This window comes from Sorangium sp. So ce302, assembly GCF_051530145.1.
GTDB lineage: Bacteria > Myxococcota_A > Polyangia > Polyangiales > Polyangiaceae > Sorangium > Sorangium cellulosum_B.
The window spans coordinates 979,491-1,000,111 of sequence record NZ_CP150326.1 but is presented as its reverse complement, the minus strand read 5'-3'; the positions used below and the strand labels follow the sequence as shown (position 1 = coordinate 1,000,111).

Annotated in this window: 16 protein-coding genes; 6 read left to right on the top strand and 10 right to left on the bottom strand. The window is 70.8% G+C overall.

Features of this window, described 5'->3' with window-relative positions:
* Positions 1 to 37: 37 nt before the first annotated feature.
* Complete coding sequence (locus WME73_RS03760; RefSeq protein ID WP_437914743.1) at positions 38 to 1,597, bottom strand: dipeptidase; 1,560 nt, start codon at positions 1,595 to 1,597, stop codon at positions 38 to 40.
* A 985-nt stretch (positions 1,598 to 2,582) separates the two neighbouring features.
* Here WME73_RS03760 and WME73_RS03755 point away from each other — a divergent pair.
* Positions 2,583 to 3,764, top strand: coding sequence for a phenylacetate--CoA ligase family protein (locus WME73_RS03755; protein WP_437914742.1), 1,182 nt, complete (start codon positions 2,583 to 2,585; stop codon positions 3,762 to 3,764).
* A 346-nt stretch (positions 3,765 to 4,110) separates the two neighbouring features.
* On the opposite strand, the gene WME73_RS03750 is transcribed toward WME73_RS03755, so the two are convergent.
* Positions 4,111 to 5,316 carry a glycosyltransferase family 4 protein gene (locus WME73_RS03750; RefSeq protein WP_437914741.1) on the bottom strand — a complete coding sequence of 402 codons (1,206 nt, stop codon included), beginning with the start codon at positions 5,314 to 5,316 and terminating at the stop codon, positions 4,111 to 4,113.
* A 765-nt stretch (positions 5,317 to 6,081) separates the two neighbouring features.
* Here WME73_RS03750 and WME73_RS03745 point away from each other — a divergent pair.
* Together WME73_RS03745 and WME73_RS03740 are read left to right on the top strand one after the other, a co-directional pair.
* Complete coding sequence (locus tag WME73_RS03745; protein WP_437744193.1) at positions 6,082 to 6,528, top strand: hypothetical protein; 447 nt, start codon at positions 6,082 to 6,084, stop codon at positions 6,526 to 6,528.
* A gap of 95 nt (positions 6,529 to 6,623) precedes the next feature.
* Complete coding sequence (locus WME73_RS03740) at positions 6,624 to 8,498, top strand: DEAD/DEAH box helicase (RefSeq protein ID WP_437914740.1); 1,875 nt, start codon at positions 6,624 to 6,626, stop codon at positions 8,496 to 8,498.
* Positions 8,499 to 8,593: 95 nt separating this feature from the next.
* Here WME73_RS03740 and WME73_RS03735 read toward each other — a convergent pair whose 3' ends face one another.
* The 5 genes from WME73_RS03735 to WME73_RS03715 all read right to left on the bottom strand — a co-directional run bounded on the left by WME73_RS03735 (position 8,594) and on the right by WME73_RS03715 (position 11,201).
* Positions 8,594 to 8,821 carry a DUF5615 family PIN-like protein gene (locus WME73_RS03735; RefSeq protein WP_437744191.1) on the bottom strand — a complete coding sequence of 76 codons (228 nt, stop codon included), beginning with the start codon at positions 8,819 to 8,821 and terminating at the stop codon, positions 8,594 to 8,596.
* Complete coding sequence (locus tag WME73_RS03730) at positions 8,818 to 9,054, bottom strand: DUF433 domain-containing protein (protein WP_437744190.1); 237 nt, start codon at positions 9,052 to 9,054, stop codon at positions 8,818 to 8,820. The genes WME73_RS03735 and WME73_RS03730 overlap by 4 nt, the downstream gene beginning before the upstream one ends.
* A 215-nt stretch (positions 9,055 to 9,269) precedes the next feature.
* Positions 9,270 to 9,512 carry an anti-sigma factor family protein gene (locus WME73_RS03725; RefSeq protein ID WP_437744189.1) on the bottom strand — a complete coding sequence of 81 codons (243 nt, stop codon included), beginning with the start codon at positions 9,510 to 9,512 and terminating at the stop codon, positions 9,270 to 9,272.
* 6 nt (positions 9,513 to 9,518) lie between these two features.
* Positions 9,519 to 10,259: an RNA polymerase sigma factor gene (locus tag WME73_RS03720; protein WP_437744188.1), complete on the bottom strand. Its 741-nt coding sequence runs from the start codon at positions 10,257 to 10,259 to the stop codon at positions 9,519 to 9,521.
* A 90-nt stretch (positions 10,260 to 10,349) separates the two neighbouring features.
* Positions 10,350 to 11,201 carry an alpha/beta fold hydrolase gene (locus WME73_RS03715; RefSeq protein WP_437744187.1) on the bottom strand — a complete coding sequence of 284 codons (852 nt, stop codon included), beginning with the start codon at positions 11,199 to 11,201 and terminating at the stop codon, positions 10,350 to 10,352.
* Between the two features lie 304 nt (positions 11,202 to 11,505).
* Between WME73_RS03715 and bioA the strand changes: the two genes are divergently transcribed.
* Positions 11,506 to 12,789: an adenosylmethionine--8-amino-7-oxononanoate transaminase gene (gene bioA, locus WME73_RS03710; RefSeq protein ID WP_437744186.1), complete on the top strand. Its 1,284-nt coding sequence runs from the start codon at positions 11,506 to 11,508 to the stop codon at positions 12,787 to 12,789.
* Between the two features lie 115 nt (positions 12,790 to 12,904).
* Positions 12,905 to 13,750, top strand: a complete 846-nt coding sequence (locus WME73_RS03705; protein WP_437914739.1) for a GFA family protein — start codon at positions 12,905 to 12,907, stop codon at positions 13,748 to 13,750.
* Positions 13,751 to 13,829: 79 nt separating this feature from the next.
* Here WME73_RS03705 and WME73_RS03700 read toward each other — a convergent pair whose 3' ends face one another.
* From WME73_RS03700 to WME73_RS03690, 3 genes are read right to left on the bottom strand one after another with little or no spacing between them, the layout of a single operon-like run.
* Positions 13,830 to 14,255, bottom strand: coding sequence for an STAS/SEC14 domain-containing protein (locus WME73_RS03700; RefSeq protein WP_437744184.1), 426 nt, complete (start codon positions 14,253 to 14,255; stop codon positions 13,830 to 13,832).
* 10 nt (positions 14,256 to 14,265) lie between these two features.
* The gene (locus WME73_RS03695; RefSeq protein ID WP_437744183.1) at positions 14,266 to 15,102 is read right to left on the bottom strand and encodes an acyl-CoA desaturase; all 837 of its coding nucleotides are present in this window, start codon (positions 15,100 to 15,102) and stop codon (positions 14,266 to 14,268) included.
* Positions 15,103 to 15,121: 19 nt separating this feature from the next.
* Complete coding sequence (locus tag WME73_RS03690) at positions 15,122 to 16,615, bottom strand: B12-binding domain-containing radical SAM protein (RefSeq protein WP_437744182.1); 1,494 nt, start codon at positions 16,613 to 16,615, stop codon at positions 15,122 to 15,124.
* Positions 16,616 to 17,147: 532 nt separating this feature from the next.
* Between WME73_RS03690 and WME73_RS03685 the strand changes: the two genes are divergently transcribed.
* Positions 17,148 to 20,585, top strand: a complete 3,438-nt coding sequence (locus WME73_RS03685; protein ID WP_437914738.1) for a DNRLRE domain-containing protein — start codon at positions 17,148 to 17,150, stop codon at positions 20,583 to 20,585.
* Positions 20,586 to 20,621 lie beyond the last annotated feature (36 nt).

Here is a 20,621-nt window from a genome sequence, read left to right as displayed (position 1 = left end):
CGTAAACCCGGCTCGACCGCCTGTCGACGGCGAGAGGCTACCGCGACAGCAGGAGCTCCGAGGACGGAGACTCCGGCGCTCCGGCCTTCGAGGGCTGCGCGGCCGGTCGCTGCGGCGACGGCGAGGACGGCGGGACGACCCCCCACGACATCGGCCCCCGCGACGGCGGGGGCGCCGGCGGCGGGGGCGCCGGCAGCAGGGGCTGCCCCGGCAGATCACCCAGCTCGGCCGCGCTGAGCTGTTGCGTGCTGCCGTCCCCGGACAGCGTTGTCTCCGTCGCGGCCGCGTAGGCCTCGGCTTGCTCGAGGACCCGCACGAAGTTCCCGCCCAGCAGGCGGAGGATGTCCGCATCCGAGTAGCCGCGACGGATGAGCTCCAGCGTGATGTTCGGGGCCCCGGCGCTGCCTGCGAGCCCCTCCTTGAGCGCCTCGCTCCCCTCGAAGACGGAGCCGAGGGCGACATGCTCGATCCCCGCGATCTTCACCACGTGGTCGATATGGTCGACGATCCGCCACAGCGGCGGCGTCTTCTCCCCTTCCTGGGTCCTGAGCTTCTCGATCTCCTCGCGGAGCGCCTTCGTGTCGCCCGGGAGCCTCTCGCCGAGCTCCTTGAGGTGCGCCCCGTACTTCTGCGCGAAGCGCGCCGACTGCTCGGCATACGCCTCGTCCAGGAAGAGCGCCCAGGAGTTCACCATGACGAGGCCGCCGTTCTCCGCGACCGCGCGCAGCATGTAATCGTCGAGGTTGCGGCGGCGGTGGCCGGCGGCGGGCATCGTGGAAGAGGTGATGATCGGCGCCTTGGCCACCTTCATGACGCCCTGGAACGTGCTGTCCGATCCATGCGAGACGTCGACCAGCATGCCGATCCGTTGCATCTCGCGGACCACGGCCTCACCGAAGGGGGAGAGGCCGCGGTCGCGGACGTACCCGGGATCGAGCGCGCCTCCCGCGGAGCCAGCCCAGTCGTTCGTGGTCATGTGCGTGAGCGCCATGGTGCGGACGCCGAGGCGGTAGAACGAGCGCAGCGCAGGCAGGGAGTTCTCGATGGCGTGCCCGCCCTCGATGCCCATGATCACGGCGATCCGGCCGTCGCGCTCGGCGCGGCGCATGTCTTTCGCGTTGCGCACGAGCATCAGCGCCTCGCGGTGGCGCTCGACCTGCCGGTGGGTCGCTTCGATGAGATCGAGCGCGCGGCGCGCGGCGCTGCCGCCGAGCCTCGAGGACGAAGGCGGCGCGGACGGGCCGACGTGGATCGGGAAGAACGCGCCGGTGACGCCCGCCGCCTTGATCCTGGCGACCTCCGCGGCCATCAGCTCGTCGTCCGAGCTCACCTGAGCGAACGAGCCGCCGAGGAGCAGCGAGGGCACGCCGCTGTGGCCATCCACGAGGATCGCCCTGGCTTGCAGCCGCGCGGCCCGCTGCTCCGGCGCCTCGATCCCCGGTGGGATCGCCGTGAGATCGGGCGCCGACGTGTACCAGGGCCCGACGTCGGCGGCGGACGGCGCGAAGACATCGGGCGCCGCGGCGGGCGCGGGGGAACGAACGCAGGCCGCGAGCGACGCGGCGGCGAGCAGCGCGAGCATTGGCGAAGTGCGCATGACCGGATCGTACCATGCGAGCTCGGCGGGAAAGCCAGCCATGAAGGCGGCAGGATCGTGCGTCGGAGCGGCGAGGCAGCACCGCCGCTGGGCGCCGACATATCGGCACAGGTGGCCCCCTGTGCCGCAACGGCCCCCATGGGAAGCCACCGTGGCATAAAGATGGCGCCGCCGGCGGGCGTCGTCTTGCTCTCTCTTGCCTCGTCGACGCGGGCGCCCCGCAGCTCGACCCCCCAACGGGAGCCCGGCCGGCCGGCGAGGACCATCGCGCCGGCCTCCTCTTCAGCCCTCGAAAGGGCCCCGAGGAGAGCGTTGTTCATCGGCTCGGACACGGGGTTCGCCCTGCCATCGTCCACGCGCACAACCACGGTCGTGCCTTCGAGCGTGGTTGTCAGCAGCTCAGTTGCCATGGCGACCACGCCAACGCGAACACCCACCAGCAACCCGAGCCAGCGCAACGTGAACGAGCTTACACGAACAGGCAAGCTTGCTGTGCGACGAAGGCGGCCCCGCTCGGCCACGAGGGTGCGACGCCGCCGTTCCGGCCGAACGCGTGCGACGAGTCGGTCTCCAGCCATAGAATGCACATGAAAAGCATCTTTGTTACGAGCTCTATCAATCACGCGTTCTCCTCGGTGCCCAATCGGGATCTCGACATCGCGCCCCAGACACGCTGCCGCGCCATCTCGGCGGCATGTCACTTGACAAGAAGAGACATCTTGTAATGCTAGAAAGCATGTACGGACCGCTATTTCGACATGTTCTGTTCCCGTTGTACGAAACCCACATACGGAGACGGGCAACCCTGACGCGACTGCATGAGATCGAACAATCGCAGTGGCGCCCGGAGCGCGAAATTCGAGAGCTGTCCTTTCGAAGGATGCTCGACGCGCTCCGCTTCGCCGAGCAGAAGGTGCCTTTCTATCGGCGCCGCTTCGCCGAGCATGGGGTACGTGTAGCAGACGTGAAGGCACCAGAGGATCTCGTGCGGTTCCCCGTTCTGACCAAGGCAGATATCCTCGCCCACGGGCGCGAGCTGCTCGCCGAGGGCTACACGGGCAAACTGATCGCGAGCGCGACGGGCGGCTCCACCGGGGAGTCGCTGCGGTTCTACCTGGACCACGGCACCTACGAGCATCGGATCGCCGCGGCGATGCGGTCGGACGGCTGGGCTGGGGCGAAGGTGGGGGAGAAGGAGCTCCACATCTGGGGGACACCCATCCTCCAGGAGAGCCGCCTCAAGAAGGGGAAGCGCGAGCTGCACGAGGCCATCCTCCGCAAGAAGTACGTGAGCGCGTTCGACCTGTCCGAGCAACGGCTCGCCGCCGTCGTGGACGACATCGTACGCTATCGACCTAACTTGATCATCGGCTATACGAACCCGCTCTACCACACGGCGCGCTTCGCCCTCGAGACGGGCCGCAAGCTGCCGGCGCCCAGAGGCCTCGTGTGCTCCGCCGAGCGGCTCTTCGAGCACCAGCGCAGGACCATCGAGCGCGCCTTCAACGCACCCCTGTTCAACCGATATGGATGCAGGGAGGTGATGCTTCTCGCCTCGGAGTGCGACCGGCACGAAGGGCTGCACATCAACATGGAGGGGGTCTACCTGGAGCTGGTGCACGATGGCCGGCACGCAACGCCTGGCCAGCCTGGCGAGGTGATCGTGAGCGACTTTATCTCCCGGTCGATGCCGCTGCTCCGCTACAAGAACGAGGACATCGCCATCGGGTCCGCGTCGGCGTGCTCGTGTGGGCGAGGTCTGCCGCTCCTCGCCTCGGTCGAAGGGCGGGTGCTCGACATGATCGTGGGACCGGACGGACGGCTCTTGGCGGGCGAGTTTTTCCCCCACCTGCTCAAGGACTACCCGTCGGTGAAGCGCTACCAGGTCCACCAGGATCGGAGCGGAGCCATCACGATCAAGATCGTCCCGGCGAAGGATTACCAGGACGAGCACGCGCGCCTCATCGAGCAAGCCATCCGCAAACAGCTCGGCGACCGAGCCGTCATTCAGACTCGCGTGGTCGACGATATCGCGCTCACCCGCGGCGGCAAGCACCGCGTGACGATCTCCGACGTTCCGAGCAGGCTCGACGCGCGGAGGGATCCACCGCAGGCGAGCACGCTGGCGGCCTCCGCGGGGAGCGGCTTGGAACACCACTCCAACTGATCGACTTTCTTCGGCGCCTCAGCCGGTCAGGCCTTGTGTTCTCATGCAGGACGACAGGGCGCACATCAAGAGCGACGACCGGTTCGCGCGGGTCGTGAGCCGGGCGTGCAGCTCCAGCACGTCCCTCATCCGCCGCCATGGTCCAGCGCGCCCGCCATTCAGATGGCGGACCGCAGACCAGCGCGATGAGTGCGGTGGTCTGTATGCTAGCTGAGCGCGGTCGTCTGTAGGTTATCGAGGAGCGCGGAGCGGAGCGTCAAGATGGGGGGCGCGGAGCGGGTCGCGAAGGTGTCCCGCTGCCTCTCGGATCGCCGAGATCGCCCACGCCCCCTGCGACGAGCTTGCCTCAGGCCACGGCCCGCGCGCTGTCCCCGAATGCCGCCTGCGCGAGCAGCCGCTGCAGCTCGTCCGCGCTCTCCTCCCACGATGGTGGCGCCGCCTCGGCGAACGCGCGCTCGTCCCAGGGCCGCGCAAGCGCCTCGCGGAGCGCCTTGGTGAGCGCCCTCACGTCGCGCGGCGGGACGAGCAGGCCTGTGCGACCGCTGGTGACCACGTCCGGGATGCCTCCGACGCTCGTAGCCACCACCGGACGGCCGACGGCCAGCGCCTCGAGCACCACATTGGGAGTTCCTTCCGCCCAGCTCGGTAGTGTCAGCAAATCGCCGGCGGCGATGTAGCGCGCGACCGAACGGAGCGGGAGCTCGCCAGCCGCGATGATCCGACCGCCCGCGCCCTGAGCGGCCTTGTGGCGCGCCGCGGCCTGGTCGACGGCGGTCCGGGCCGGTCCGGCGCCGACGAGCACGAGGTGGGTGGGCTCGCCCCCCTGCCGGGCGAGCGCATCGAACGCCTCGAGCAGATCCAGGGTGCCCTTCGTCGGCTTGAGGTCACCGACGAAGGTGATGATGCGGCCGCGCTCCGGGAGGCCGAGCTCGCGCCGGGCGGCGAGCCGGTCGCTCGGGTGGAAGATCGCGCGGTCGACACCATTGCGGACGACGACCGCGCGGCCCGGCGCCGCGCCGAACGCGGTGAGCAGCTCGGCCATTGGACGACTCACGGCGATCGCGTACGAGGCGGACCGAACCGCGCTGGCGACGAGCGGGCGCACCGAGCGCCAGCCGGCCACGACGTTCACGTCCGTGCCGTGCGCTTTGACGACGTAAGGAAGGCCGAGCAGCCGCGCGAGCAACGCCGCCGCGCAGGCGTCCGGATACAGCCACGCCCCGACCACGACGTCGAACCGCCCGAGCAGCCGCGGGATGTGGGGCAGCAGCCCCGTGAGGTAGAGCGGCGCGTTCACGGGCGCCAGGAGGCTGCCCGCGCCGGGCAGGTACGGCGCGCGCGGGTGCACCACCGAGATGCCGTCTATCACGTCGCGCTCTGGCACCTCCGCCAGTCGCCCCGTGCGCGTTCGCGCGCCCAGCAGCGAGCTCCCCGGGTGGTAGGGGATCGACGCGAACACCTCGACAGCGCAGCGGCGCGAGAGGGCCGCGAGCTGCTGGCGCTGGAAGGCACAGGCGAACGGCTCAACGCGGTTCGGAAAGAGGCGCGTCACCCAGAGGACACGCGGCCTTCTTGGTCGTCCCTCCCCATTCAGCTTGGAGCTCGGGCTCACTCGAGGGCTCGCATTCGGATTGGGATCCGTGAACAACATATCCAGCATGATGCAACCTTCCTCCAGGGATCGGCGCGAGCTCCGCGGTGCGTCCTGCCGCTCGACGTCGGCGCCCGTGCTGCGTGCGACCGTGCTCACCAGGCGTCTCAGCGCGCAGAACGGCTCCCGTTCGCTGGCAGCGAGCGAGTCGTCCCCCTGCACGAGTGATACCGCATACGAAGCTCGTGTCGAGTGGTTTTTCCAGTGTTGTGAGGTTTCAAGCATTGCTCGACGTGGGATGAGCCGGGCGTCCTGCGTGCTTTCGTGGAGGGCGATCGAGCCTGGTCGGCGTCCCAGACACTCGGATCAGGCGGCTCTCCTTGCGTCCAGACGGCAGGCGGCGTACCGCGGCGCCGGCGCGCGCCACGAAGGCCATCGTCGGTCAGATTCGAGCAAAAGACCTCATGTCGCTATCGAGCTTGGCACCATGGTCGTACCCCTGTGCGAGCCATCATCAACTCCATGCGCTCCTCGACCCTGGCATCCATCATCTTTCCATACCTATCTTGCCGAACGACGAAGGGATTGCCGCTCGTTGCATTCATCGATCGCGCTCTGGATCTCGGCACCAAGCCTGATCGACACGACGGTCTCCTCCCGTTCGACGCGCGCGTGCCGGCACGCGCCACGGAGGCCGCGATCGGCTAGACTCGAACAGGAGACCCTATGTCGCTCAGACAGCGCGATTACATCCTCCGCATGATCGAGCAGCTGGCCGAGGCCATCGGCCGGATCGCCGGGCTCCGGCGCGCCGGCCAGCTCGACGAGGCGGAGCTGCTCGTCCGCACCACCGCCGACGGGCTCTTCGGCCCGATGCGGGACATGCTCGACCGGCTCGACGCCGCGGGCGCGGCCACCCTGCTCGGCGACCACGAGAAGATCGGCGCGTACGCGGCGCTCTGCGCGGAGCAGGGCGAGATCCTCGAGCTCCGGGGCCGGGCCGCGCCGGCGCTCGCGGAGCGCAGGCGCGCGCTCGAGCTCTACCTCGAGGCGGTGAGCCGCGCGCCCGAGGGCAGCCCCGGCGCGCAGGAGGCCGCGCGCGCGCTCCTCGGCCGGCTGGACGCCGCGCGCCTGCCGGAGCGGTACCGCGCCCTCGCCGCGAAGCTCGGCTGATCGGGGCAGCGGGGCTCGCCTGCCGCGCGCGCTGCGCCCCGCACCGATGCCGGTTGCAACGGCGCCGGTGCGCGACCATGACATGGGGAGCCCCTGTGGAGACGACCACCTCGTCCGCCAGCTTCGCCGCGCTCGGCATCGCACCTGCCCTCCTCGGCGTGCTCGCCGAGCTCGGTTACGAGGAGCCCACGCCGATCCAGCGCGAGGCGATCCCGCACCTCCTGACCGGGCGCGACCTGCTGGGGCAGGCCGCCACCGGGACCGGGAAGACGGCCGCGTTCGCGCTGCCGCTGCTCCAGCGCCTCCAGATCGGCGGCGAGCCGCCCGGCCCCCCCCAGGCGCTCGTGCTCGTGCCGACCCGCGAGCTGGCGATGCAGGTGGCCGAGGCGATGCACCGCTACGGCCGCCGGCTCGGCGTGCAGGTGCTGTCCGTGTACGGCGGCCAGCCCTTCGGGCAGCAGCTGCGCGCGCTCCGCCGCGGGGTCCACGTCATCGTGGCCACGCCGGGCCGGACGCTCGACCACATCGGGCGCGGCACGCTCGCGCTCGACGGCATCCGCACCGTCGTGCTCGACGAGGCCGACGAGATGCTCGACATGGGCTTCGCCGAGGCGCTGGAGGAGATCCTCTCGGCCACACCGGCGGCGCGGCAGACCGTGCTCTTCTCCGCGACGCTGCCCCCGCGGATCGCCGCGATCGCCGGCCGGCACCTGCGCGAGCCGGTGCGGGTCAAGATCGCGGGCGAGAAGGCGGCCCCCGGCGAGCTCCCCCGCGTCCGCCAGACGGCGTACATCGTGCCGCGGGCGCACAAGTCCGCCGCGCTGACCCGGGTGCTCGACATGGAGGATCCGTCGTCGGCCATCCTCTTCTGCCGCACCCGCAACGAGGTCGACGAGCTGACCGAGGCGCTGCGCGCCCGCGGCTACGAGGCCCAGGCGCTCCACGGCGGGTTCTCGCAGGAGCACCGCGATCGCGTGATGGCCCGCTTCCGCGCCGGCACGGCCGAGCTGCTCGTCGCCACCGACGTCGCGGCGCGGGGGCTCGACATCGAGCATGTCTCGCACGTCATCAACTACGACGTCCCCTGCGCCCCCGAGGTGTACGTCCACCGCATCGGCCGCACGGGGCGCGCCGGCCGCGAGGGCGCGGCGATCACGCTGGTCGAGCCGCGCGAGCACTACCTGATCCGCAACGTCGAGCGGCTCACCGGGCAGCGCATCGAGGCCGCCACCCTCCCGACCGTGGCCGACCTGCGCGCGCGGCGCCTGGAGCTGACGCGCGCCTCGCTGCGGGAGGCGCTCATCGAGGGCGGCGCCGAGCGGTTCCGGGTCGTGGTCGAGGGGCTCGCCGACGAGTTCGACGTGATGGACATCGCGGCGGCGGCGGTGAAGCTCGCCCACGACGCGACGGAGGGGGAGCGGGAGGACGACGAGGCGGAGATCCCGTCGTTCCGGCCACCTCCGCGCGGGCCGGACCGCGCCCGCGACGACCGCGCGCCGCGCGGGCCCGCGGGGCCGCGCGGGCGCCCGGGCGAGGCGCAGGCGCGACCGCGGCGCGAGGGGCGGGAGACCGACGGCAACATCGCCCGGCTCTACATCAGCGCGGGGCGCGCCGCGGGCATCCGGCCGGCCGATCTGGTCGGCGCCATCGCGAACGAGGCGTCGCTGAGCTCCCGCGACATCGGCGCCATCGAGATCGCCGACGGCTTCTCCACGGTGGAGGTCCCGGCCGACGCGGCCGACGCCGTCATCGAGGCGCTGCGCGCCACACGGCTGAAGGGCCGCAAGGTCCAGGTCCGCCGGGACCAGCACGACGTCCCAGGCGACGCCCGGAGCGGCGCGGCCGAGGCACGGGCGCGGGGCAGCTCGGCCGAGGCACGAAGCGGCGCGGCTGAGGCACGAAGCGGCGCGGCTGAGGCACGGGATGGCGCTGCGGGTATGGCGCCCCCGCGCCGGCGTCCACGGGCCTGAGATCCACGACAGCCAGCGCCGGCGTCTGCTCCGCTGGAGAGCCGGAGAAGCGGATGTTCATCACGACAGGCAAAGGCGCGCCGGCGGCTCTTGGGTCAGACCAGGATCCCTCGTGGACCGCTGGCGCCGGTTGTAGCGAGGATGATGCTGAAATCGAGGTCGTGCGTGAAGACGATGTACCCGCCCTGGCGTGCCCAGGCCATCAGCTCTCGATCCTGTGCTCGAGGGTCGCCGACTGCAGACCAGTGAACGGCCTCTATCCCTTCGCCCTTCAGGAACGGTGCCCAGGTCGGCGAGAGGTTCATGTCCACCAGAACTTTCATGAGGCCTTCAGCGGGAGCTCAACCTCCTCGACACGCCATGCCGCATAAGAGAGCGCCGCCATCACGTCGTCCCTCTCGAGGTAGGGATAGAGCTCGAGCACCTCCTCGACCGGGTGCCCCGCAGCCAGCAGTCCCAGGATGGTGCCCACCGTCACCCTCATCCCTCGGATGCAGGGCCGGCCCCCCATTACGGCGGGGTCGTGCGTGATCCGTTCCAGCAGCTCCGTCGGCATGCTGGCGAGGCTACCTCATCGTCGGCTCCTCCGCTCCCGTCAGTTGCTTTCTCGGCGAATGCGCGACCGCACCGGCGGGCGGCACGGCCGGCGCCCAAGCTGCCGCGGCCGGTCGCGGTGGCAGTAGCGGCGCGTTCCATGATCACAGCAGCGCGGGCATGGCGCCTCCGCGGCGCTGCCCTCGGGCCTGAGCGCCGCCGCCCGAAGCGTCAGGCTCAGTCGGCGGTGGTCTTCCGCCGCTGGAACTGGGCGAACAGCGCGGCGCGGACGTCGTCGTGCGGCGGCTCGCCCGGGAGCCCCTGGAGCGCGTCGATCGTCAGATCCATCTGCTTCAGGTAGGTGCGGCACCTGTCGCACCACGCGAGGTGCCGCGCGCAGCCCTCCTCCTGCTCGGAGGACAGCTTTCCCTCGCTCCTGTCGGTGATCATCTCGGTCAGCTGACAGCACGTGACGATCATGCGCGCTCACCCCCTCGTCATGTAGCGCTCGAGCGCGGCTCTGAGCTTCGATCGGCCACGGTGCAAGAGGACCCGCTGGTTCGCCTCGCCGATACCCAGGATCTCGCAGACCTCGTCGGACGGACACCCCTCCACGTCGCGCAAGAGGACCACCGCGCGCTGTCCAGGCGCCAGCGTCTCGAGCTCTCGCTGCAGCACGGCGCCTATCTCCTTGCGCAGCAAGAGCACCTCCGGGCTCTGCTCCGTCCACGGAACAGGCGGAGTCGCCCAGTCGCCGATGCTGTCGAATCGGGCCGGATCGACCGCCGGCTCGCCGCCGTGATCCCCGTCCTCCACCCAGGAGACAGGGACCATGCGCTTCTCCCGGGTGCCCCACGTCCTGGCGCGGTTCGTCAGGATCCTGAACACCCATGTCTTCAGCGCGGAGCGCCCCTCGAAGCGCACGAGCCCATCGAAGACCGCCGCCCAGGTCTCCTGGACGACCTCTTGGGCGCCCGCGGGGCCGACGACCGCCCGGGCGAGCCGGAGCATGGGTGTGTGGAGCTGGGTCACGAGCTGCTCGAAGGCCTGCTCGTCGCCCGCGAGCAGCCGGCGGACGAGCGCGATGTCGTCCGCCGACGCCGCGCAAGCGGGCGCAGCCGCGTTGCCCGGCGCGGCGGGCGTGAGGAGCGGGCCTACCTCGGCCGATGCGCGCTGCGCCGTTGCGGCCTGTTTGCCGTCGGCGGCGGCCGAGGGGTCATGGGACACGCGGAGCAGGGTATCACGCCGTCGAGCCCCGCATCAATCGACGCGGCCCCGGGGCGGCGCGCCCCGCGGAGGACGGCGGCCGCCGCCCGGTCACAGTGACGTCAACGCGTCCGCGACCTCCTTCGGCTTCGTCACGAAGGGGGCGTGGCCTGCGTCGATCGAGATGACCCGCTCGCAGGGCAAGGCCGTGTACTGCTGCTTCTGCTCTGCAGGGCTGATGGCGAGATCCTTGAGCGCCTCGATGTAGACCCGGGGGACCCTCCCCCACCTCTCCTCCGTGACATGGATCGGCTCGTCGAACGGCTTCGCGGGCTCCTCGCGCAGGTGGCTCTCGAGACGCGCGACATCGTCCGGAGAGCAATCCTGGCAGAAGGCGTTCGCGGCCCACCCCTCCTTGAAGGTCAGCGTCGTGCCGTCCTCCGAAGGGGCCGCGTACGCCTTGATCGCGGCCCCTTCATCATCGGCCCACTCCTGGCTCAGCGACTGGCCATCTTTGAGCAGGAAGGCGGTCAGGTAGACGAGCGTCTTCACCTTGTCGGGCCGCTGCTCGGCGGCCTGGCTCACCACGGTGCCGCCCATGCTGTGGCCGACGAGGATCACGGGGCGCGAGGCGCTGTCGATGGCCTCCACCACGGCGTCGGTATAGGCCTGCAGGCCGGCGTCCGCGACGGGCGTCTTGTCGTCGCCGTGAGCGGGGAGATCGAGGGCGATCACCTCGTTGCCGCCGGCCTCGAGGAGCGGCACCACCTTGTCCCATGCCCATGCGCCCACGAAGGCGCCGTGGACGAGGACATACGTGTTCTTGTCCGAGCCCTGGGAGCCGCCGCCCCCCGTGCCCCCGTCCGTGTCGCTGCCGCCGCAGCCGGGCAGCGCGGACGACATGAGCGCAGCGGCCGAGATCATGGTGCCAGACCGCAGGACCTTGCGAAGCAGACCGTTCATGGATGTCTCCTCATCGTCGCGAGGCTCTCCTCGAGCGCGACGTCATCGGTATTTCGACGAGCGATGGATGCGCGCGCCCCTGCGCCCGGGCGTGTCCCCGGCGCCGCGACGGCTATCCCGCTACCTGCACAGTCTCGGAGGGGGCCCGAACGTTACAGCCTGATCAAGGAATCGTCCGGAGGGGGCCGGGGCCGCGTCCCGCCAGCGGGACGGCGCCGGGCGCGGAGGCCGCCGGCGCGCCCGGCGGACCTGGTGGCGATGGGCGTTCTGGGCTAGACGCGTCGCCATGCCATCGGAGAGCGCCATGCCTGGCCGAGACGATCTCGTCGCGCGCGACCGCCGCTGCGTGATGCACCCTTACGCCGCGCCCATCTCGAGCGCGCCGCTCTTCGCGGTCGAGCGCGCCGAGGGCGTCCGCCTCACGCTGACCGACGGCCGCGAGCTCATCGACGGCATGTCCTCCTGGTGGGCCGCCATCCACGGCTACGGGCACCCGGCGCTGACGGCGGCGATCAGCGCCCAGCTCGGGCGGATGAGCCACGTGATGTTCGGGGGCCTCACCCATGCGCCGGCGGTCGAGCTGTGCGAGGCGCTGGTGGCGCTCACGCCCGAGCCGTTGACGCGCGTCTTCCTCGCCGACTCCGGATCCGTGTCGGTCGAGGTGGCCATCAAGCTCGCTCTCCAGTTCTTCATCGCGCGGGGGCAGCCCGAGAAGCGCCGCCTGATCAGCGCGCTCGGCGGCTACCACGGCGACACGTTCGGCGCGATGGCGGTCACCGATCCGGTCAATGGCATGCACCACCTCTTCCGCGGCGCGCTCGTGCAGCACCTGTTCGCGGAAGCGCCCGGGCCGGCGTTCGACGCGCCCTGGTCGCCGGACGCCCTGAGCAGCATGGCCGCGCTGCTCGAGCGGCACGCGCACGAGGTCGCCGCCGTGATCCTCGAGCCGATCGCGCAGAACGCCGGCGGGATGCGCTTCTACCACCCGCAGTACCTGCGCGAGCTGCGCGCGCTCTGCGACCGCCACGGCGTGCTGCTCATCTTCGACGAGATCGCGACCAACTTCGGCCGCACCGGGGAGCTGTTCGCGTGCCAGCACGCGGGCGTCGCGCCGGACATCATGTGCCTCGGCAAGGCCCTCACCGGCGGCACGATGACCCTGGCCGCCACGCTCTGCACGGAGCGCGTGGCCGCGACGATCGCCGGCAACGAGCCGCGCGTGTTCATGCACGGCCCGACGTACATGGGCAATCCGCTCGCCTGCAGCGCGGCGCTGGCCAGCGTCCGGCTCCTGCTGGGCTCGCCGTGGCGCGCGCGCGTCTCGGCCATCGAGGCGCAGCTCCGCCGCGAGCTCGCCCCTTGCCGCGCGCTCGACGCGGTGGCCGACGTGCGCGTGCTCGGCGCCATCGGCGTGGTCGAGCTCAAGCAGCCCGTCGACACGGCCCGCGTGCAGCCGGCGTTCGTGGAGCGCGGCGTCTGGTTACGGCCTTTCGGGAAGCTGGTCTATACCATGCCGCCTTACATCATCGAGCCAGCCGACCTATCGCGTATCAGCGAGGCGATCGTGGGCGTGCTGTCGGGGATCTGAGCCGCGGGACAGCGCGCCTCGGGTGAAGGGCGCCCTTGAATCGAACCTGAACGCCCGCCTGGACACCCGGCCGTGCTAGCGTACGCGCGCAAGCCATCCCACGGGAGATACGAACATGACCAAGGGCGCATGTCTTTGCGGAACGGTCCGCTTCGAGATCGACGGTCCGTTCCAGACCATGCTGAACTGTCACTGCTCGATGTGCCGCAAGTTCAACGGCACGGCGTTCACCACGGCCGTCGTCGCGCCGCTGCCCGGCTTTCGCTGGCTCGCCGGCGAGGACGCCATCCGCCCGTCCTGCGCGAGCGATCGCCGCTCCTTCTGCGCCACCTGCGGCTCGGCCACGCCGATGCTCCGCCCCGAGAGGCAGCTCGCCGTGCTCCATGCCGGCAACCTGGAGGGCGATCTCGGGATCGAGCCGAAGTTCCACCAGTTCGTCGGCTCCAAGGCGCCCTGGTACACGATCACGGATTCCCTGCCGCAGTTCGAGGAATGGCGGCCCGAGATGCAGGCGCCGGTCGTCTCGCGCCCCGTGGCCCCGCCGAAAGAGGGCGTCACCCAGGGGAGCTGCCTGTGCGGCGACGTGGCCTTCGAGTTCGACGGCGCGCCCCTCCGCATGGTGAGCTGCCACTGCAAGCGCTGTCGCCTCGGGCGCAGCGCCGCGCACGCGACCAACGTCTTCGTCGCCCTGGACAGCTTCCGCTGGATCCACGGTGACGCGCAGATCGCGAGTTACAAGGTGCCCGACGCGCGGTTCTTCACCGTCGCGTTCTGCAAGCGCTGTGGCGGCGCAGCCCCGCGCCAGTCACCCGAGCGCGGCTTCGCCGTGGTGCCCGCGGGTACGCTCGACACCGATCCCGGCATCCGCCCCGCAGCCCACATCTTCGTCGACTCCAAGGCGAGCTGGTTCCCTATCACGGACGACCTGCCGCGGTTCGCCGAGTACCCGCCCCAGGCCTGACGCCGCGATCAGGCGATCTGCCACGGCACGGTCACCGTGCGAGCTGTCCTGAAGCGCCCCCGTGCGCACGCGCGGTCACTCAGGTACCCGGGCGCCGCGCGGCCCGGAGCGCGTCTCGCCGAGCAAGCAGCCACGTGTGCGCCTCGCCCTCCGTGTCGAAGAACTGCTGCGGGTAGTGCCGTCCCGTGAGCATCTGCACGCCCTTCGCGAGGAGGGTCATGACGACGCGCAGGGAAAAGCTCGCTCCGATGATCGCGACCGCATCGACGCGCGCTCCCCGCATCTCTTCCGTCACCGCCTTACGCACCGGCGCCGAAACAGGGCCCATGTGACGCACGTCGGCGAGCACCAGGACGTCGCAGCCGCTCTCCGCCACGCGCCGGATCACGCCGAGGACAGCGCGCGCTCGGTCTTCCGTGACCTCGCCGTGGATCGCCACCCGCACGATGCCGTCGGGCTCGTCACGAACGTCGGGGCTCGCGTCGTTGGGGCCGAGATCGCTCATGCCAACCATGCTAGCGCCTCGACCGCGCGGCGGGGTGCGTGCTCTCACGGCCCGCCGGGCTCGACTGGATGTCCGAGGCGAGCCCGACCGCCGCGAGCGCGCGGATGAACAGGAAGGCGAGGTCGTGCTGCCCCGGCGCCATCGCTTGCCGGGCGGCGCGGGGGAAGGCGTGGTGGTTGTTGTGCCAGCCCTCGCCGAAGGTCAGGACCGCCACCCAGCCCACGTTGCGGCTCCCGTCGCGGGTATCGAACGCGCGGCTGCCGAAGCGGGCCGCGTGGCAGGCGGAGTTCACCAGGTAGGTCGCGTGCATCCAGCACACGAGCGGCACGAAGAACACGAAGGGCACCGCGGCCCAGCCGAGGGCGAGACCCGCGAGCAGCAACGCCGCGGCCTGCGGGGCGAAGCGCCAGCGGAGCAGCCACTGGTAGTAGGGATCGCCGACCAGATCGCGGCAGTATTTCTCCGGATCGCGGGGGTCGGTCGAGCCATCGTCGAGGATCCACCCGAGGTGGGCGTACCAGAGGCCGCGGCGCGGCGAGTGGACGTCGCCTTCGCGATCGGTGTGGGCGTGGTGCCGCCGGTGCGTGGCCACCCACGCGATGGGGCTGCCCTGGCCGCTGATCATCGCCACCGACACGAGCGCATACTCGACCCATTTCGGGCAGCGGAACGCGCGGTGCGAGAGCAGCCGGTGCAGGCCGATCACGGTGGAGAGCTGGAGCGCCGCGTAGAGCGCGGCGGCGACGACAACGAAGCTCGCCCGGATCGGCAGGAACAGCCCGAGGATGGCGGCGACGTGCACCAGGGCGAAGTAGGCGATCGCGACGAGGCGTGTGCGGCCCTTCATGGCGGATCCCCTCATGGCCTCACGCGGCCGCGCTGGAGCGGCCCGCCCGGCGGGGCCGGATCCGCGCGAGGCCGCGCGGATCCGCTCTGCAGGACGACGCCTCGATGCGCTGCGGCTCGAGGCCGACCTCCCGCATCTTCTCCGCGTCCCAGGCCTCGATGGGGTCGCGCCCGGCGATGTAGCTGCGTGATCGGTTGGCGAGCGGCGCGCGCAGGCTCATCACCTCGGGCGCCGACATGACGACGCACGCCTTGTAACGGGGCAGATCGCTCGTCATCAGCCGATTCCACACGTGGCGGCCCACGTTGTGAAGGCTCCCCAGCGCGCGGCACAGGCGCTGGAAATGGTCGATCACCTCCGAGGGGTGCAGCCGGGGCGGGCGGTGGCAGAGGGTGTATCCATCGAGGTCCCGGCTGATCACCCCGGGAAGGAGCCGGCCCTCGGCCGCCACCTGCGCGAAGAAGGGCGTCTCCGGGTACGGGCAGACGATCCCCAGGAAGGTGGGGCAGTGATCGCCGAGATCATGGAGGTACTCGGGCACCCGCTCGAGGTAGTCGTTGGTGTCCCCGTCCGCGCCCACGAGGAGCCCGAAGGAGAGGACGATCCCGCTCGCGAAGGCCCGCTGGATGACCTCCCGGACCTCGCTCAGCTTGTTCTGGCCCTTGTTCATCGAGCTGATCGACTCGGGGTTCAGCGACTCGAGCCCTGTGTAGACGTAGCGGCACCCTGCCCGCCCCATGAGGCGCACCAGCTCCGGGTCGCGCAGCACGTTGAACGTGAGCGCGCAGCCCCAGATCTTCTTGAGGGGCATCAGCGCCTCGCAGAGCTCGCGCAGGTAGCGGGGCGAGCCCCCCAGGTTGTTGTCGAGGAAGCTGAACACGTTGTTGGTCACCCCGGGAATGCGCTGGTTGAAGATCATCCTGTCGCGGATGTCCCGGATCACGTGGTCGATGGGGCGATAGCGATACTGTTCGTGCCCGGTCAGAACGCAGAAGTTGCAGGAGAAGGGGCAGCCGCGCGACGCCTCGATGCCGGGCAGGCGGACGAGGTTGTTCCGGTAATCGACAAGGTCGTAGCGGTAGGTGGGGATCTGCTCCGGGGGCACCGGCGGGAGCGCATAGACGGGCTGGAGCTCGCCCCGCTGGAAATCGGCGATGAGGGCCGGGAGGTTGGCCTCCGGGTCCTCCGCGACCACGGCGTCGAAGTACTGCAGCGCGTCCGCGCGGAAATGGCTCGCGTGGCGCCCGCCTGCCACGGTGGTCATGCCTTGCCGTCGAAACAGCGTGGAGAGGACCTTGGTGTGCTCGTAATAGGCGTGCAGGTACGAGAAGAACACCAGGTCCCAGTGGCGATCGAGCGGGATGTCCGTTTCCTTCTCGTTGTAGAGCTCGATCTCGGCGTCAGGCGGGCACAGGGCCGCGAGCAGCTCGGGCACGGACGACTGCATGATCGAGCGCTCCTTGCGGAGCAGACGGCTCGGGTGCGTATAGGTCGAGATGATCGCGATGCGCATCGAGGACACTCCTGTTCAGTTCAGGACGTATCACACCCTCGAGGCAAGCAGGACGGAGACAGACGAGGGGGCAAGCTGGAGGACAACGAATGCGCCATGGGGTGGGCAGGGGTCAGCTCAGGGAGCACTCCACGCGACATGAGGACACAGGAGCCACCTCGGCCGGGTCGACGGCGCCACCCCCGCCGTCCCAACCTCGGCGAACGCGACAGCGAACCGCACGAGGATGTGTCGTCTCTGTTGCGATTCCCCGACAAACTTATCCTCGAATCGAAACATCTCCTCGCGCAGCATCCCGGTCTCCGGGGGTCGGCCGGACTGGCCAGTTGCGATTTCATGGAGACGTGACATTCACAATGCACGTTCCGGCGTAGCGTGAGAGTGGCCGCTGCTGTCTGCTTCGGCCATTTCTTGCAATCGTCTTCGAAGGCCAACAGGTGTCATGGTGCTAAAGTCATCCTTGTTCCCGCGCGCCCTCTCGCGCGCGGGGTATTCTCTTCTTCGGCGTGACCGCGTTCGATGGACGGCGGCCATGGCGCTCGCGACCGCCTGGGGCTGCGGCGGCTCGCCGGAGCCCGGCGATCTCGGGACCGCCGAGCTCGCCGCCTCCCTCCCGAGCGGGCGCGTGGTCATCAGCCAGGTGTACGGCGGCGGGGGCAACGCTGGGGCCGTCTACACGCACGACTTCGTCGAGCTGTTCAATCGGTCGAACAGCCCGGTGTCGCTCGCGGGGTGGTCCATCCAGTACGCGAGCGCCAGCGGCACGGGCGCCCTCGGGGCCACGACGACGCAGCTCACGGAGCTGCCCGCGATCACCCTGCAGCCCGGCCAGTACTTCCTCGTCCAGCAGGCCGGGGGCTCTGGCAGCGGCGCGCCGCTCCCCGCCGCCGACCTCGTCGATGCGACCCCCATCAACATGAGCGGCTCGGCCGGCAAGGTCGCCCTCGTCCGGCAGGCCACGGGCCTCGGCTGCAACGGCGGCACCGCGCCCTGCTCGGCGGCCCAGGAGGCGCTGATCGAGGATCTGGTCGGCTTCGGCGGGGCGAGCTACTTCGAGGGCGCCGCGCCGGCGCCGGCGACCGCCAACGCGACGGCGTCGCTCCGGCAGGGCGCTGGCTGCCAGGACACGGGCAGCAACGTCGACGACCTCTCGACCGGGACGCCTACCCCCCGCAACACCTCGACCGCCGCGCTCGAATGCGGCGGCGACACCCCGCCGGCGGTGACCTCGACGGCGCCCGGCGACGGCGCCACGGGCGCCGACCCGACCGCGAGCCTGAGCGTGACGTTCAGCGAGGCGGTGGCCGTCGCGGATGCCTTCGAGCTCTCCTGCGGGGGCAGCGCGCGCCCGTTCGTGGCCAGCGGCGGCCCCCTCGCCTTCACGCTCACGCCGGCCGAGCCGCTCCCCCCGAGCGCCGCGTGCCTCCTCGTCGTGCGGGCGAGCGGCGTGCAGGAGCAGGACCCGGGGAGCAACGGGACGATCGACCCCTTGCCCGCCGACGTGTCGGTCTCGTTCACCACGGCGCAGCCGGCGCAGGCGCTCGCGATCCACGACATCCAGGGGCGCGCGCACCTCTCGCCGCGTTCGGGCGCGGTCGTGAAGACGACGGGCCTCGTGGCGACCCTGCGCAGCAACGGCTTCACCGTGGAGTCGACGGCGCCGGACGGCGATCCGGCCACCTCCGAGGGGCTGCTCGTCTTCACCGGCGCTGCGCCGTCGGTGAGGGTCGGCGACCTTGTCGAGCTCACCGGCGAGATCACGGAGTACCGCGCCGGCTGCGCGGACCCGTGCACGCCCTCCCGCGGCAGCGCGTACCACAACCTGACGGTCACCGAGCTCGCCCGCCCGCAGATCACCGTCCTCTCGAGCGGCCATGCGCTGCCGGCCCCGGTCTCGATCGGCTTCGCGCCCGGCGCGCGCCGCCCCCCGACGCAGATCATCGAGGACGACGCCAGCGGCAGCGTCGAGGCCGTGAACGGCTTCGACCCCGAGTCCGACGGCATCGATTTCTGGGAGAGCCTCGAGGGCATGCGGGTGAGCGTCAACGCCCCGGCCGTCGTGGGCCCCACCCGCGAGTTCCCGAGCTCCGGGACCGCGGAGATCGCGCTGGTCCCGGGCGACCGCGACGCGGCCACGGGCGACGCGGCCGGCCTGCGCAGCGCGCGCGGGGCCGTCGTCGTCAGCCCCGGCGACTTCAACCCGGAGCGGATCCTGCTCCAGATCCCCCTGCGCGCCTCGCCGCCCGCGCTGGACGTGGGCGCCACGTTCGCCGGGCCCATCGTGGGCACGGTCGACTACAACTTCGCCAACTACAAGCTCCTGCCGGTCGACGAGGCGCTCCCCGCGGCGACCTCGACGCTCTCGCGCGAGGTCACGTCGCTCGGACCGCGGACCGCCGACGACCTCGACGTGGCCGCGTTCAACGTCGAGAACCTCGATCCGGGCGATCCGCAGGACAAGTTCGATCGACTCGCGCGGATCCTCGTCGAGAACCTCGGCAGCCCCGACCTCGTCGCGCTCGAAGAGGTCCAGGACAACAGCGGCCCGACCAACGATGGAGTGGTGGACGCCTCGACCACGTTCGCGCGGCTCATCGCCGCGATCGCGGCCGTGCCGGGCGGGCCCAGCACCTATCAATTCCGCAGCATCGATCCGACCGACGGCACCGACGGCGGGGAGCCCGGCGGCAACATCCGCGTGGGCTTCCTGTTCCGGACCGACCGCGGGCTCGCGTTCGTCGATCGCCCGGGCGCCGGCGCCCTGACGCCGAACGAGGTGCTCGGCGGCGCGGGCGGCGTGTCGCTGCGCTACAGCCCCGGCCGCATCGACCCGGGCAATCCGGCCTTCGCCAGCAGCCGCAAGCCGCTGGCAGGCGAGTTCCGCTGGAACGGACAGCCGCTGTTCGTGGTGGCCAACCACTGGAACTCCAAGGGCGGTGACGAGCCGCTCTACGGGCGCTTCCAGCCCCCGACCCTCTCGAGCGAGGTCCAGCGGCGACAGCAGGCCACCGTGGTGGCCGGCTTCGTGCGGCAGATCCTCGACAGCGATCCTTCCGCCAACGTCGTGGTCCTGGGCGACCTGAACGACTTCCAGTTCTCGGCGCCGCTCGGGATCCTCAAGGACGCCGGGCTGACGACGCTCATCGAGACGCTCCCGCCGGAGGAGCGCTACACGTACGTGTTCGACGGCAATGGCCAGTCGCTCGACCACGTGCTGGTCAGCGCCAACCTGGCCGGGCCGAAGCTCATGGGCTTCGACGTCGTCCATGTCAATGCGGAGTTCGCCGACCAGGCCAGCGACCATGACCCCGGCGTCGCGCGCTTCCGCGTCGCGCCCGCGCCGGACATGGATGGCGACGGCGTGCCCGACGCGAGCGACAACTGCCCGGCCGAGCCCAACGCCTCCCAGGTGGACTCGGACGGCGACGGCCTCGGCAACACCTGCGACCTCGAGTGCGTCAGCGTGCGGCGCGGCGCTTTCGGCGGCGTGCAGGACTCCTTCGTCGAGGGCCCCACGACGGGCTGGGCGTACGGCGCGTATCCCTACCTCATCACCAGCGCGAGCGCGGTCCAGCCGGCGACGGCGGTCCTCGCCTACGATCTGTCGTTCATCCCGGAAGGCTCCAGCGTGACCTCGGCGACGCTATCGCTGTCTTATGCCTGGAAGCCCGCGGGCAGCGTCGTGACCATGCACCGCGTGAACGGCGCCTGGGAGGAATCGACGCTCCATGGGGGCGGGTTCAGCGGGTACAGCCCGGCGGTCGAGGCCTCCCTCGCCACGCTGGCGCAGACCGACGCGTTCGTCACCGCCGATCTGACGTCCCTCGTGCAGGGCTGGGTCGATGGCGCGCAGCCGAACCACGGTGTCGCGCTGGTCGACGCGAACAACAGGACCGACTTCCGCGCGAGCGAGTATCCCGACGCCGCGCGCAGGCCGAGGCTCGACGTCTGCTATCACGCGGGCGAGTGATCCGCCGGATCGACAGCGCCTGTCCGCCCCATCGCT